The organism is Thermomonas aquatica, assembly GCF_006337105.1.
In the GTDB taxonomy this organism is placed as follows: domain Bacteria; phylum Pseudomonadota; class Gammaproteobacteria; order Xanthomonadales; family Xanthomonadaceae; genus Thermomonas; species Thermomonas aquatica.
On the sequence record NZ_CP040871.1, the window covers coordinates 1425340 to 1438708 of the forward strand.

The window sequence follows — 13369 nt, forward strand, 5'->3', positions numbered from 1 at the left end:
GGGCGTTCTGGCCGCATGACGGACCCGACGTTCCCTGCCGTCGGCCACGCGCCGAGACTGGCCGCAATTCCCAGCGGTCCGATAGGAATGCTCACCAACAAGGCCAGGTACGGATTGCGGGCGATGTGCGCACTGGCGCAGGCCGATGGCGAGCGCCTGCAGGCGCATGCGATCGCGCGCCGCGCCAGCGTGCCGGAGAAGTTCCTGGAGGCGATCCTGGTCGAGCTGCGCAAGGCCGGCTTCATCGACAGCCGGCGCGGGCATCTCGGTGGGCATGCCCTCACCCGGCCGGCCGGCGAGATCGCGGTCGGCGACCTGATCCGCGCGATCGACGGCCCGCTGGCGCCGGTGCGCTGCGCCAGCATCAGCGCCTACGAACCCTGCGTCGACTGCGCCGATCCCGAGCGATGTTCGATCCGCGCCCTGATGCGGGAAACCCGCAGCGCACTGGCCGGCGTCCTCGACGGCTGCAGCCTGCAGGCCCTGAGCGAACGCGAACCTCACGAATCCCCGATGCGCGCCTGACCGCGCGCCCTCCACCCCCCACGTCCCAAGGAACCGCCATGACCCGCCCCACTCGACTGGGCCTTGCCATCGCGCTGGCCCTGAGCACCCTGCCGGCGCACGCCGCCGATCCCACCACCCAACAACTGCTGGCGCGCATCGCCGCGCTCGAGCAACGCCTTGCCGCGGTCGAGGCCGCCAACGCCGCGCCGGTCGCGACGGTTGCACCGGATGAACTCGACCAGCGCCTGCGCGTGGTCGAGCGCCGGCAGGAACTCGATGCCGAAGCAGACGCCGCCAAGGCCGCCAGCGCGCCCGCGCTCAGCCTCAACGACAAGGGCCTGTCGGTGAAATCGGCCGCCGGCGATTTCGAAGTGAAGCTGCGCGGACTGGTGCAGGCCGACGCGCGCCATTTCGGCGGCGACACGTCGGCCGCCCAGACCGACACCTTCCTGTTCCGCCGCATCCGCCCGACCCTGGAAGGCAGCTTCGGCAAGCTGGTCGGTTTCCGCCTCACCCCGGAATTCGCCGGCGATTCGGCGACGATCGTCGATGCCTATGTCGACCTCAAGTTCGATCCGCGCGCGACCGTGCGCATCGGCAAGCTCAAGGGGCCGATCGGGCTGGAACGCCTGCAATCCGGCGGCGCCACTGCCTTCATCGAGCGCGGCTTCCCCACCGAACTCGCGCCCAACCGCGACCTTGGCGTGCAGCTGCAGGGCGAACTCGCCGGTGGCGGCCTGAGCTATGCGGCCGGCGTGTTCAACGGCGCGCCGGACGGCCGCGATGCGGCGACCACCAATCCCGACGGCGATTTCGAACTGGCCGCGCGCGTGTTCGCCGAACCCTGGAAGAACAGCGCCAATGCGCTGTCCGGGCTCGGCTTCGGCATCGCCGCCAGCCACGGCGACAAGCACGGCAGCGGCAACAACTTCCTGCCGCGCTACCGCACGCCGGGGCAGGTGCAGTTCTTCAACTACCGCAGCACGGTGCTGGCCGATGGCGAGCACCTGCGCGTCTCGCCGCAGGCCTACTACTACGGCGGGCGCCTGGGCCTGCTCGGCGAATACATCAGTTCGCGGCAGGAGGTCCGCGCCGCCAACGGGACGCGCGCCGACCTGGAAAACACCGCCTGGCAAGTCACCGCCGGCTACGTCCTGACCGGCGAGGACGCCAGCTACAGGGGCGTGCTCAAGCCCAGCAACGCCTTCACCCTCGGCGGCGAGGGCTGGGGTGCGTTCGAGGTCGTCGGCCGCTACGGCCGCCTCGACATCGACCATGACGCCTTCCCGCTGTTCGCCGACCCCAACGTCGCCAGCAGCGCCGCGCGCAGCTGGGGCATCGGCCTGAACTGGTACCTCAACGCCAACGTCAAGCTGGTCGCCAACTACGCGCGCACCGCGTTCGACGCCGCGCCGGGCGCGACCGCCCGCGACGACGAGGACATCGTCTTCACCCGCGCGCAATTCTCGTTCTGAAATCGTCCGCAACGCATCCGGAGAACCCCGCATGAAGATTCGACATTCGTTGCTGCTGTCCGCGCTGGTGCTGGCCTTCGGCGCCGCGCACGCCGCCGACAAGACCCTGCTCAACGTGTCCTACGACCCGACCCGCGAACTGTACGAAGACGTCAACCGCGCCTTCGCCGCGCAATGGAAGCGGCAGACCGGCGAGACCCTGACCATCCGCGCCTCGCACGGCGGTTCCGGCAAGCAGGCGCGCGCGGTGATCGACGGCCTCGAGGCCGACGTGGTGACGCTGGCGCTGTCCGCCGACATCGACGCCATCGCCGACAAGGGCAAGTTGCTGCCGGCCAACTGGCAATCGCGCCTGCCGCACAACAGCGCGCCCTACACCTCGACGATCGTGTTTCTGGTCCGCAAGGGCAACCCGAAGAAAATCCGCGACTGGGGCGACCTGGCGAAACCCGGCGTGGGCGTGATCACCCCGAACCCGAAGACTTCCGGCGGCGCGCGCTGGAACTACCTGGCGGCGTGGGCCTGGGCCTCGAAGGAATACCGCGAAGGCGGCAAGGTGGTCGATTTCCTCACACGATTGTTCAAGAACGTGCCGGTGCTGGATACCGGCGCGCGCGGCGCGACCACGACCTTCGTCGAGCGCGGCATCGGCGACGTGCTGCTGGCATGGGAGAACGAAGCATTGCTCACCCTCAACGATGCCGACACCCGCGCGAAGTTCGAGATCGTGGTGCCCTCGATCAGCATCAAGGCGGAGCCGCCGGTGGCCTGGGTGGACAAGAACGTGGCCCGCCACGGCACCCGCAAGCAGGCCGAGGCCTATCTGCGCTTCCTGTATTCGCCGCAGGGGCAGGCGCTGGCGGCGAAGCATTTCTACCGCCCGGCGGAACCCGACAAGGTGGCCGACAAGGCCGCGCTGGCACGCTTCCCGGCGGTGGACCAGGTGACCATCGACGGCGCGTTCGGCGGCTGGAAGAAGGCGCAGGCCGAGCACTTCGCCGACGGCGGCTTCTTCGACCGCATCTACAGGCCGGGCAGCTGAGCGGGCGATGTCGATCGCACGCAGGCATCGCCGGCCACTGCCCGGCTTCGGCATCAGCCTCGGCCTGGGCACCGCCTGGCTGGGCGTGGTGGTGCTGTTGCCGCTGGCCGCGCTCAGCGTGCGCGCCGCGGGATTGGGCGCCGACGGCTGGCTGCGCGCGATCGGCGACCCGCGTGTGCAGGCGGCGCTGGAATTGAGCTTCGGCGCCGCCTTGCTCGCGGCTTTCATCGCTGCCTTGGTCGGCGCGCTGGTGGCTTGGGTGGTGGTGCGCTACCGCTTCCCCGGCCGCCGCCTGCTGGATGCGCTGGTCGACCTGCCGTTCGCCTTGCCGACCGCGGTCGCCGGCATCGCGCTGACCGCGATCTACGCGCCGAACGGGTCGGTGGGCAGGTTGTTCGCCGAACACGACATCAAGATCGCCTACGCGACGCCGGGCATCGTCATCGCCCTGGTCTTCATCGGCCTGCCGTTCGCGGTGCGCACCCTGCAACCGGTGCTGGAAACGCTGGGCCGCGAGCAGGAGGAAGCCGCCGCCTCGCTGGGCGCATCGCGCTTCACCACGCTGCGGCGGGTGATCGTGCCGGAATTGCTGCCGGCGCTGCTCACCGGCTTCTCGCTGGCGTTCGCCCGCGGGCTGGGCGAATACGGCTCGGTGATCTTCATCGCCGGCAACCTGCCGTTCAAGACCGAGATCACGCCGCTGCTGATCACCATCCGCCTGGAGGAATACGACTACGACGGCGCAGTGGCGATCGCCGCGCTGCTGCTGGTCGCTTCGTTCGCCTGCCTGCTGGCGATCAACGCGATCCCGGCGTTGCTCTCGCACGGGAAGCGCAGCGATGGCTGAGGCGCACGACGTGCTGCACGAACCGGCGTGGCTGCGGCGCACGCTGATCGCGCTGGCGGTGCTGGCGATGCTGGCGCTGGTGGCGATGCCGCTGGGCATGGTGCTGGCCGCCGCCTTCGCCAAGGGCCCCGGCGTGTGGCTGGCCGCGCTGCGCGAACCCGATGCCCTGTCCGCGTTGCGGCTCACCCTGTTCACCGCCGCCATCGTCATCCCGGTCAATGCCATCTTCGGCCTGTTCGCCGCATGGGCGCTGGCGCGCTTCGAGTTCCGCGGCAAGCAGCTGCTGCTGGCGCTGATCGACCTGCCGTTCGCGGTCTCGCCGGTGGTGGCCGGGCTGTGCCTGGTGCTGCTGTTCGGCGCGCAGGGTTGGTTCGCCGAACTGCTGCAGCGTCACGAGGTCAAGATCCTGTTCGCGCGGCCCGGCATCGTGCTGGCCACGCTGTTCGTCACCTTCCCGTTCGTGGTGCGCGAACTGCTGCCGTTGATGCAGCAGCAGGGCGCCGACGAGGAACTGGCCGCGCGTTCGCTCGGCGCCGGCGCATGGACCATGTTCCGCCGGGTGACCCTGCCCAACATCAAGTGGGGCCTGCTGTACGGCGTGCTGTTGTGCAGCGCGCGGGCGATGGGCGAGTTCGGCGCGGTGTCGGTGGTGTCCGGCCACATCCGCGGGCTGACCAACACCCTGCCGCTGCACATCGAGATCCTCTACAACGAATTCGACGGCACCGCGGCGTTCGCGGCGGCGTCGCTGCTCGCCGGCCTCGCGCTGGTCACCCTGGTCCTGAAGTTCTGGCTGGAAGCACGTCACGGCGACGCCATCGCGCAGTCGCACAGAAGGCATTGACCGATGGAATTGCAACTCCGAAACCTGGGCAAGCGTTATCCCGGCGTCGCCGCGCTCGATGCGGTCGACCTCGACATCGCCTCCGGCGAACTGGTGGCCCTGCTCGGCCCGTCCGGCTCCGGCAAGACCACCCTGTTGCGGGTGATCGCCGGGCTGCTGCATGCCGACCGCGGCAGCGTGCGCTTCGGCGAGATCGATGCGACCAAGCTCAGCCTGCGCGAGCGCAACGTCGGCTTCGTGTTCCAGCACTACGCGCTGTTCCGGCACATGAGCGTGGCCGAGAACGTCGCCTTCGGCCTGCGCAGCCGGCCGCGGCGCACCCGCCCGGACCAGGCGACGATCGCGCGCCGCGTGCAGGAGCTGCTGCAGCTGATCCAGCTGCCGGAACTCGGCGGGCGCTATCCGGAACAGCTGTCCGGCGGGCAGAAACAGCGCGTGGCCTTGGCGCGCGCGCTGGCGATCGAGCCTTCGGTGCTGTTGCTCGACGAACCGTTCGGCGCGCTGGACGCGAAGGTGCGCGTCGAACTGCGCCGCTGGCTGCGCAGGCTGCACGAACAGACCGGGCAGACCACGCTGTTCGTCACCCACGACCAGGAGGAAGCGCTGGAACTGGCCGACCGGGTGGTGGTGATGCGCGAAGGCCGGGTCGAACAGGTCGGCACGCCAAGCGAGATCTATCGCGAGCCGGCCTCGCCCTATGTGTTCGACTTCATCGGCCGCGCCAATGCGCTGGCCGGCGAGGTGCGCGATGGCCGCTTCGAGGCGCGCAACCTGCTGCTGGATGCTGCCGGCGTGGCGAATGGCGCCGCCCGCCTGTATGTGCGCCCGCACGATCTTGCCCTGGCCGACGGCGACGACGAGGGCATGCCCGCGCAAGTACGGGCGCAGCACCGCCGCGCCGACCGCATCACCCTCGAACTCGCGGTGGACGGGCAAGAGCGTGTGCTGGAACTCGACCTGGCCGACCGCCCGGATCGACATCCGCCCGCCATCGGCGACCGGGTCCGCGTGCGGATCCTGCGTTACCGGGTGTTTCCTGCCTGAGGATCAGCGCAGCGTGGCGCAGTCGACGGATTTCGATGCCGCGATGGCGGCCAGCGCGGTGCGATTGGCGTGCGCCGGCAACCGCGCGTCCAGCCAGGCCTGCGCGGCGGTATCGCCCAAGGCTTCGGCGACCGCCGGGATGCCCTTGGCCTTGAGCTCGGCCTCGCGCCGGCGCGCGGCCTCCTCGCCGCCGTAGCGCCCCAGCGCGATGCTATTGGCGGCGTCGCCTTCGTTCATCACGTACCAGTCGCTGATCCCGGCGGCCTTGATCCTCTCGCCCATCGCAGTGGCCTCCGCGCGGGTGGCGAAGGCCGGCACGTGCACCTTCCAGCCACGCGCGGAACGCGCAGGAGTGTCGCGCGGCAGCGCGGCGAGGCCCGCCGCGGACAACGCGGCGCGTGCGGCATCGCGCGCGGCGCCGTCGACGAACGGGCCGAAGCGCAGGCACTGCTCGACGGCGGCGGGTTTCGCCGGCGTTTGCACCGGCACCGCGACGGCGACCGGCGCGGCGGATGCCGCCGCGGTTGCTGCGCGCACGGCGGGGGCGAGCGGTTCGCCCACCAGGCGCAAGCCCGGCACGCCTGCCGGTGGCGGCGGCGTGGCGGCGGCCGGCATCGCATTGCCGCCGCTGACCCACCATGCGGCGATGCCGATGTTGAGGACCAGCAGGAACACGATGGCGGCGCGCAGGATCATGCGGCCAGTTTATGCGAAGGCCTGCGCCTGCCAACGGGCGAGGCCGCGCAGGACCGCATCCGGGACATGGCGATGCGGCGGCAGGCGATCGCGCAACGCCATGGCGCCGCCGCCGTGCAGCCACAGCGCGGGCGCAGCGCCGAGCAGGCCCTGCGCGCGTTCCAGACTGCGTTCGATCAGCGCCAACGCCGCGCCTTCGCAGCCGGAGGCCAGCGCGTGCCCGGTATCGCCGGCGAATTCCGCGTAGGCGCCGCCGGATTCCGGCAACACCGGCGCGCGCGCATGCAAGGCCTGCCGCATCAGCATCGGCGACGGCGCGATGCGCCCGCCATGGTGCCATCCGCCGGCATCGAGCAGGTCGATGGTGAGCGCGGTGCCGATCCCGACCAGCAGCACGTCGCCGGCATCCAGCGCCGACAGCAGCGCGAGGAAGCGATCCACGCCCAGGTGCCGCGGGTTTTCGTAGGCGATGCGCAGGCCGCCGCAGCGCGACTGCGTGCGCACCAGGTGCAGGCGTCCGAAACGCGCGCACAACGCATCGAGCAGGGCCACGCGGCGTTCGTCCGCCGCCACGCTGGCGATGCAGGCGGCATCGCCGCGCGGCAATGCGCGCAGCCATGCCTCGCCGTCCTCGTGCGCGACCGCGCCGGCATCGGCCAGCGATCCGTCCGCGCACGATCGGGCGAACTTCAGCCGGGTATTGCCGAGGTCGAACAACCACATGCTCATCACAGACGGCTCATCACAGACGGCTCACGACGGACGGCTCATGCGCGCACGCTCACGTCGCCGGCATGCACCTGGCGTTCGCGGCCTTCGCCGTCGCGCACCCGCAGCGCGCCGTCGGCGGCGATGCCGAGCGCGCTCGCCGGCCATGCGCCATCGCCCTCGTGCACGCGCAGCGCGCGGCCCGCCAGGGCATCCAGCGCCGCATAGCGCGGCAGGAACGGCGCCAGGCCTTCGGCGTCGAACTGCTGCAGCGCCGGCAACAGCCGCGACAGCAGCATCGCGACGACGGCATTGCGCGACACGGGCTGCGGCGACATCGCGGCCAGGTCGATCCAGGGTTGGTCGATGCCGCCCGCGGCTTCGGCCGGCATGCGCACATTGATCCCCAGGCCGATCACCGCGCGCGCCGCGCCGGCCGCCTCGCCGCCGCCCTCCACCAGCAGGCCGCCGAGCTTGCGCAAGCCGTCGCCGTCGGCAACCACCAGGTCGTTCGGCCACTTCAGGCCGACATCGCCGAAACCGAGTCCGCGCAGCGCCTCGCAGGCGGCGATCCCGGCGACCAGGCTGAGCCCGCCCAACCGCGCCAGCCCGCCATCGAAACGACGCGCGACCGAAAGATAGACATGCGCGGCGAGCGGCGACGACCAGCTGCGCCCGCGCCGTCCGCGGCCGCCGGTCTGGCGCTCCGCCAGCAGCACCGCACAACCGCGCTGCGGGGTCTCGCGCCGCAACAGTTCGCTGTTGCTCGAATCCAGCGACCAGGCGATTTCGAGCGCGGCCAGTTGCGCACGCACGGGCTTGGGCAGCGCGGCGGCGATGGCATCGGCCTGCAGCAGGTCGAGCGGCTGCTCGAGCCGGTAGCCGCGGCCGGGCGCGGCGGCGATCGCGATGCCGGCGGCGCGCAGGGCATCGATGCGTTTCCATACCGCCGCGCGGGTCAGGCCGGCTTCGCGCGCCAGCAGGTCGCCGCTGACCGCGCCCGCGGCCAGCCGTTGCAGCAGGGCGCGCTCGCCGGCGGCATCGCTCATCGGCCTTGTCCGCGATACAGGCGATGCAGCAGGCGCGCGCGCTCGAAACGCGATTCGTTGCCGTTGCACAGGCGCTGCAGGTTGCTGCGATGGGTGAACACCAGGTACAGCGCGATGCCGATCGCGAACCACAGGCGCGGCGCCTCGGCATCGATCCACCAGGCCAGCAGCGGCAGGCAGGCGCCGGCGACGACCGTGGCCAGGCCGACATAACCGCTACTGGTCAGCACCAGCAGCCAGACCAGCAGCAGCAGCGGGATCGACCACGGCCACAGCACCAGCAGGCCGCCGACCGCGGTGGCCGCGCCCTTGCCGCCGCGGAAGCCGTGCCACAGCGGCCAGACATGGCCGAGCACCGCCGCCGTCGCCGCCAGGTAGCCATGCGCGGTCACGCTCAACGGCTGGCCCACCGGCGCGTAACGCAACGCGATCCAGGTCGCCAGCATGCCCTTGCCGATGTCGAACGCGGCCACGCCCAGCGCGAATTTCCAGCCCAGGGTGCGGAAGGCATTGGTGCCACCGGCGTTGCCGCTGCCGTGCTTGCGGATGTCGATGCCGCGCAAACGCCCCAGCAGCAGGCTGCCGGAGGCGGAGCCGAGCAGGTAGGCGAACAGCAACAGCGATGCGGTCAGGAGATGCGGCGACATGCCGGGATCATAACGGTGCGGGTTGCAGCCCCACGACCAGGGTGCCCGGCCCCGCATGCGCGCCCACCGCCGGCCCGACTTCGACCAGGTGCGCTTCGACGACCGGCAGGCGTTCGCGCAAGGCGGCCAACAGGCGTTCGCCATCGGCCGGGGCATCGCTGTGGCCGACGATCAATCGCCAGCCCGGCGCCGGCGGCGTGCGCTTGCCGATGTAACGGGCGAACGCTTCCGGCGCCCGCCTGCGCGCGAACAGGCCGCCGGCGATCGACAGCCTGCCGTCGGGCTTGATCGCGGCGATCGGCAGCAGGCCGCTGTAGCGCACCGCCGGTTCCGCCCAGCGCGGGATGCGCCCGCCGCGCACCGCGTGCGAGATGTCGCGCGCCATCGCCCAGGTGCGGGTCAAGGGTTTCAGGCGCACGAGTTCGGCTTCGATGGCGTCGGCATCCGCGCCGGCATCGGCCAGCTCGCCCGCACGCCAGGCCAGCAGGCCTTGGCCGGCACAGGCATGGCCGCTATCGAACACCCGCGCCGGTTTGCTGAAGCCGCGCGCCGCGGTCTCGCCGGCCTGCAGGGTGCCGGACAGCGGCCGCGACAGGCCCACGTACACCGCACCCGGCTGGTAGGCCAGCACGTGCTCGAACAGGCGGCGGAAATCGCCGGCCGGCGGCTGGCTGGTCTGCGGCAGCTTGTCCGACGCGGCCATGCGCCGGTAGAACTCGCCGGCGGTCAGGCCGAGGCGGTCCAGGTAATCGCGGCCGTCCAGGCTGACCCGCACCGGCACGATGTGGATGCCGTGGCGCTCGGCGACCGCCAGCGGCAAATCGCCGGCGCTGTCGGTGACCACCGCGACCTTGCCCGGCGATTCCGTGCTGCGCTGCTGCAACACCATGTCGTCCGCCTTCATCGCCTCGACGCTGCCGAATGCGGCGCAGGCGTCGAACAGGCGTTGCGGCGTGCCCACGTGGCCGTGCACGCGCACCCGCGTCGCGCCGCCGGCGACCACCAGCGAATCGATGTCGAGCGCGCCCAGCGCGGCCTGCATCGCCGCGCGGTCGATGCCCTCGCCCAGCACCAGGCATTCGGTGCAGTAGCGGCGCGCCGGGTCCACGTCCTCGTGCACATGCGCCGGCATCTCGCCGGGATCGTTGGCCGCCGGCAGCGCCCCGCGCAGGCGCAGCGCGCGCGGGCCGCCATCGACGTATTCGGCGATGCCTTCCAGCCAGTCGACGAAACCGCGCGCGCCGGCATCGACCACGCCGGCCTTCTGCAGCACGGCCATCTGCTTCGGCGTGTCCGCCAGCGCGCCGCGCGCGCGTTGTAGGGCCGTGGCGAAGCCGCCCTGCGGGTCGGCGGCATGCTGGCGCGCCGCTTCCCCGAGCGCATCGGCGAAGGCGGAGATCACGCTGACGATGGTGCCTTCCACCGGATGCGCCAACGCCGAACGCGCGCTGTCGGCGCCGCGGCGCACCGCGTCGGCCAGGGTTTGCGCGTCCAGCGCCGGCGCATGGCGGGCGTGTTCGGCCAACCCGTACAGGAACTGCGCCATGATCGCGCCGGAATTGCCGCGCGCGCCGTCGATGGCGTCGTTGCCGATCCGCACCAGCAGTTCGCCGATGTGCCGGCTGCGCCGGCTCAGCGCGCCCTGCAGCACATGGCCCAGGGTCGAGGACAGGTTGCTGCCGGTGTCGCCGTCGGGCACCGGGAACACGTTGATCCGGTTGAGTTCGTCGCGCGCGGCGATCACCCGGCGGGCGCCGGCGATGAAGGCGCGGCGCAGGGCGGCGGCAGTGACGGCGGGCGCGGGCAAGGCGGGGTCTGGCATGCCGCGCAGTCTGCGGCCGGCCACGTCGCAACACCTGCTGCGACGCAACATCGCAACCTTTCGCGTCGTGTCCGCATCCACGCTATAGTGGGAGGTGGAAACGTGCCTCCCGTACCTTCCGCCCCCCTCCTTGGTGACCCCATGCGCCTGAGCCCGATCCTGTTGAGCGTTGCCCTGCTTTGCGCAGCCGGCCAGGCCTTTGCCAGCGAAGCTCGCCAGTTGGGTCCGGACGGCAGCGGCAGCTGCCCGGAAAGCACGGCCGCCAACAGCGAAGCCGCCGACGAGGCGGACAGCGATGCCGCCGCGGCCCCGGTGCGCCGCACCCAGAAAGCCAAGCCGGCGGTCACCCCGCGTGCCAGCAATGGCGGCGGCAGCGGCAATCGCAACAGCGCGCCGCGCTGGCACAGCTTCCTGCCGGGCATGTTCCGCTAAGCGCTCAAGCGGTGCGTTGGCCCTGGCCGCGCCGCAAGGCGGCCGCCCCCGAGATCGATCCGTCCCGCTGGCGGCAAGCCGCCGCCGGTTTGCCGTGGCTGCGCGGCATGGACGCAGGCCGTGATGCGCGGCTGCATGCCCTGGCCGCGGAGTTCCTGCAACGCATCGCGATCACGCCCTTGCATGGCCTCGCCTTGAACGAGGTGCAGCGCCTGCGGCTGGCGATGCTGTGCTGCCTGCCGCTGCTGGAATTCGGCCGCGAAGGCTTGCACGGCTGGTCGCAATTGCTGGTGTATCCCGACGCGTTCCGCGTGCAGCGCAGCCACCAGGACGCGCATGGCGTGCTGCACGAATGGGACGACGAACTGATCGGCGAAGCCTGGGAACGCGGCCCGGTGATCCTGTCCTGGGCCGACGTGCGCGCCGACATCGCCACGCCCAGCGAAGGCTACTGCGTGGTCGCGCACGAGATCGCGCACAAGCTCGATGCGCTGGATGGGGCGATGGACGGCACCCCGCCGCTGCCGCGCGAATGGCAGCGGCAATGGGCCGCGGATTTCCAGCGCGCCTACGACGCGTTGTGCCTGGAGGTCGATGCCGGCCGCGACGCCGCGATCGATGCCTATGCCGCGGAATCGCCGGAGGAGTTCTTCGCGGTATGCAGCGAATACCACTTCAGCGACGCGAAGACGCTGCGCCGCGCGATGCCGGAAGTGGCGGCGCATCTGCAGCGGCTGTATGGGGCGCCCTTGCTCGGCTAGCAGAATCGTCCCTGCGCGAGGAAAAACCGCTTACAACCCCGGCGGCAACACGATCTCGAACTTCGCCCCGCCCAGTTCCTGCGAACGCGACACGTGCAGTTCGCCGCGATAGCTCTTGACGATGTCCTGCACGATGGCCAGGCCGATGCCGTGGCCCTGCACGCGTTCGTCGCCGCGCACGCCGCGTTGCAGGACGTGGGCGATGCGGTCCTCGGCGATGCCGGGGCCGTCGTCCTCGACCGTGATCGACAGGCCCGGGCGCCGGTTCGGCGCGCTCTCGCCCTCGGCCACGGTCAGCAACACCCGCGACTTCGCCCACTTGAAGGCGTTCTCGAGCAGGTTGCCGAGCAGCTCCTGCAGGTCGCCGGTCTCGCCGTGGAAGCGCGCCTGCGCGGCGATCTCGAATTCGCAGAGCACGCGCTTGGACGCATAGACCTTCTCCAGGCCGGTGACGATCTGCTCCGCATGCGGCTCGATCTCGATCGGCGCGGCGAACAGCTGGTGGCCGGAACGGGCGGCGCGGGCGAGCTGGTAGGACACCATGTCGTTCATGCGCCGCAACTGGGTGTCGACTTCCTCGCGCAGCTCGCTTTCGCCGGTGTCGCTGTCCAGCCGCGAGCGCAGCACCGCCAGCGGCGTCTTCAGGCTGTGCGCGAGGTCGGCCAGGGTATTGCGCTGGCGGTCGAGGTTCTCGCGCTCGCTTTCGATGAAGGCATTGATGCTCTCGGTCAGCGGCTCGAGTTCGCGCGGGTGCGCCTCGCTCATGCCGGAGGCGCCGCCGGCCTGCACGCGCTTGAGTTCGGAAATCACGTCGCGCAGCGGGCGCAGGCTCCAGCGCAGCACCAGCATCTGCAGCAACAGCAGGACCACGCCGGCGCCGCCCAGGTTGATCCACAGCGCGGAACGGAACGCAGCCAGCTGCCGGCCGAGCGCGGTGGTGTCCTCGAGGATGTAGACCGTGTAGGGGAATTCGCGGCTGGCGTCGTCGCTGCCGCTGAACACCAGGCCGTAGCCGTAGCGATAGACCTGGCCCCGCTCGCCGTTGATCCGGATCACCGGCAACGGGCCTTCGAAGACCTGCTCGCTCGCCTTCAGCATCGGCCCGACCGGCAGGCGCGGGCCTTGCGCGGAATCCGATTCCCAGCGCCCGGCCGGCAGCACGATCTGCGCGTACAGGCCGCTGCCCGGCCGCTTGAAGCGCGGATCCGGCGGATCGTAGGGCGGCACCACGCTGCCGTCGCGGGCGAAGTCGCTGTTGGCATACGCCAGCGCGTAGCTGTGCAGGCGCTCGCGCATGCCGCTGCGCGCGGTGCTCTGGAAGGCGAAGTCGAGCGCGTAGCCTGCCAGCGCGAGGAAGGCGATCAGGCCGAGGCTGGCTGCCCACAGCTGGCGCGACTGCAACGAACGCGGCTGGGCGATACGCAAACGACGGCGCCTTGCGGCGCCGTCGTTGGGGGGCGTTGCGGGAGTGGCCGATGCCATCCGCGTCGGCGGC

The 13369-nt window shown here is 71.2% G+C and carries 14 protein-coding genes; 8 read left to right on the plus strand and 6 right to left on the minus strand.

Going from position 1 to position 13369, the window contains the following annotated elements; genetic code table 11:
* The first annotated feature begins 87 nt into the window (after positions 1-87).
* Genes FHQ07_RS06880 through FHQ07_RS06905 form a run of 6 tightly spaced genes read left to right on the plus strand, consistent with a single transcriptional unit; the run spans position 88 to position 5759 of the window.
* The gene (locus tag FHQ07_RS06880; RefSeq protein WP_139716111.1) at positions 88-525 is read left to right on the plus strand and encodes an RrF2 family transcriptional regulator; all 438 of its coding nucleotides are present in this window, start codon (positions 88-90) and stop codon (positions 523-525) included.
* 38 nt (positions 526-563) lie between these two features.
* Positions 564-1982, plus strand: coding sequence for an OprO/OprP family phosphate-selective porin (locus tag FHQ07_RS06885; RefSeq protein ID WP_139716112.1), 1419 nt, complete (start codon positions 564-566; stop codon positions 1980-1982).
* A gap of 31 nt (positions 1983-2013) precedes the next feature.
* Positions 2014-3024 (plus strand): sulfate ABC transporter substrate-binding protein, encoded by a 1011-nt coding sequence (locus FHQ07_RS06890; protein WP_139716113.1) that lies wholly within the window; start codon positions 2014-2016, stop codon positions 3022-3024.
* Positions 3025-3031: 7 nt separating this feature from the next.
* A complete protein-coding gene (gene cysT / locus FHQ07_RS06895) occupies positions 3032-3871 on the plus strand; it encodes a sulfate ABC transporter permease subunit CysT (protein WP_139716114.1) in 840 nt (279 codons plus the stop codon).
* Entirely contained in the window at positions 3864-4715 is an 852-nt protein-coding gene (gene cysW / locus FHQ07_RS06900; RefSeq protein WP_139716115.1) for a sulfate ABC transporter permease subunit CysW, read from the plus strand. The genes cysT and cysW overlap by 8 nt, the downstream gene beginning before the upstream one ends.
* Before the next feature lie 3 nt (positions 4716-4718).
* The gene (locus FHQ07_RS06905; RefSeq protein ID WP_139716116.1) at positions 4719-5759 is read left to right on the plus strand and encodes a sulfate/molybdate ABC transporter ATP-binding protein; all 1041 of its coding nucleotides are present in this window, start codon (positions 4719-4721) and stop codon (positions 5757-5759) included.
* Between the two features lie 3 nt (positions 5760-5762).
* Here the strand turns inward: FHQ07_RS06905 and FHQ07_RS06910 are convergent, their stop codons facing one another.
* Genes FHQ07_RS06910 through FHQ07_RS06930 form a run of 5 tightly spaced genes read right to left on the minus strand, consistent with a single transcriptional unit; the run spans position 5763 to position 10681 of the window.
* Positions 5763-6455 (minus strand): SPOR domain-containing protein, encoded by a 693-nt coding sequence (locus FHQ07_RS06910; protein WP_139716117.1) that lies wholly within the window; start codon positions 6453-6455, stop codon positions 5763-5765.
* 9 nt (positions 6456-6464) lie between these two features.
* Complete coding sequence (locus tag FHQ07_RS06915; RefSeq protein WP_139716118.1) at positions 6465-7184, minus strand: type III pantothenate kinase; 720 nt, start codon at positions 7182-7184, stop codon at positions 6465-6467.
* Positions 7185-7222: 38 nt separating this feature from the next.
* Positions 7223-8212, minus strand: a complete 990-nt coding sequence (gene birA, locus FHQ07_RS06920) for a bifunctional biotin--[acetyl-CoA-carboxylase] ligase/biotin operon repressor BirA (RefSeq protein WP_139716119.1) — start codon at positions 8210-8212, stop codon at positions 7223-7225.
* Positions 8209-8859 carry a glycerol-3-phosphate 1-O-acyltransferase PlsY gene (gene plsY / locus FHQ07_RS06925; protein ID WP_168191494.1) on the minus strand — a complete coding sequence of 217 codons (651 nt, stop codon included), beginning with the start codon at positions 8857-8859 and terminating at the stop codon, positions 8209-8211. Before plsY ends, birA begins: the two co-directional genes overlap by 4 nt.
* A gap of 7 nt (positions 8860-8866) precedes the next feature.
* Positions 8867-10681, minus strand: a complete 1815-nt coding sequence (locus tag FHQ07_RS06930; RefSeq protein ID WP_139716121.1) for a DegV family protein — start codon at positions 10679-10681, stop codon at positions 8867-8869.
* Between the two features lie 141 nt (positions 10682-10822).
* Here FHQ07_RS06930 and FHQ07_RS14350 point away from each other — a divergent pair, with 141 nt between their 5' ends.
* Both FHQ07_RS14350 and FHQ07_RS06935 read left to right on the plus strand, forming a co-directional pair.
* On the plus strand, positions 10823-11113 hold the full coding sequence (locus FHQ07_RS14350) for a hypothetical protein (RefSeq protein WP_168191403.1): 291 nt from the start codon (positions 10823-10825) through the stop codon (positions 11111-11113).
* Positions 11080-11874 (plus strand): M90 family metallopeptidase, encoded by a 795-nt coding sequence (locus FHQ07_RS06935; protein ID WP_139717920.1) that lies wholly within the window; start codon positions 11080-11082, stop codon positions 11872-11874. Before FHQ07_RS14350 ends, FHQ07_RS06935 begins: the two co-directional genes overlap by 34 nt.
* Positions 11875-11904: 30 nt before the next feature.
* Here FHQ07_RS06935 and FHQ07_RS06940 read toward each other — a convergent pair whose 3' ends face one another.
* On the minus strand, positions 11905-13356 hold the full coding sequence (locus tag FHQ07_RS06940) for an ATP-binding protein (RefSeq protein WP_139716122.1): 1452 nt from the start codon (positions 13354-13356) through the stop codon (positions 11905-11907).
* Positions 13357-13369 lie beyond the last annotated feature (13 nt).

Coding starts and splice junctions, on each gene's coding strand:
- FHQ07_RS06880 (WP_139716111.1), top strand. CDS start 88: ATGCTCACCAACAAGGCCAGGTACGGATTGCGGGCGATGTGCGCACTG.
- FHQ07_RS06885 (WP_139716112.1), top strand. CDS start 564: ATGACCCGCCCCACTCGACTGGGCCTTGCCATCGCGCTGGCCCTGAGC.
- FHQ07_RS06890 (WP_139716113.1), top strand. CDS start 2,014: ATGAAGATTCGACATTCGTTGCTGCTGTCCGCGCTGGTGCTGGCCTTC.
- cysT (WP_139716114.1), top strand. CDS start 3,032: ATGTCGATCGCACGCAGGCATCGCCGGCCACTGCCCGGCTTCGGCATC.
- cysW (WP_139716115.1), top strand. CDS start 3,864: ATGGCTGAGGCGCACGACGTGCTGCACGAACCGGCGTGGCTGCGGCGC.
- FHQ07_RS06905 (WP_139716116.1), top strand. CDS start 4,719: ATGGAATTGCAACTCCGAAACCTGGGCAAGCGTTATCCCGGCGTCGCC.
- FHQ07_RS06910 (WP_139716117.1), bottom strand. CDS start 6,455: ATGATCCTGCGCGCCGCCATCGTGTTCCTGCTGGTCCTCAACATCGGC.
- FHQ07_RS06915 (WP_139716118.1), bottom strand. CDS start 7,184: ATGAGCATGTGGTTGTTCGACCTCGGCAATACCCGGCTGAAGTTCGCC.
- birA (WP_139716119.1), bottom strand. CDS start 8,212: ATGAGCGATGCCGCCGGCGAGCGCGCCCTGCTGCAACGGCTGGCCGCG.
- plsY (WP_168191494.1), bottom strand. CDS start 8,859: ATGTCGCCGCATCTCCTGACCGCATCGCTGTTGCTGTTCGCCTACCTG.
- FHQ07_RS06930 (WP_139716121.1), bottom strand. CDS start 10,681: ATGCCAGACCCCGCCTTGCCCGCGCCCGCCGTCACTGCCGCCGCCCTG.
- FHQ07_RS14350 (WP_168191403.1), top strand. CDS start 10,823: ATGCGCCTGAGCCCGATCCTGTTGAGCGTTGCCCTGCTTTGCGCAGCC.
- FHQ07_RS06940 (WP_139716122.1), bottom strand. CDS start 13,356: ATGGCATCGGCCACTCCCGCAACGCCCCCCAACGACGGCGCCGCAAGG.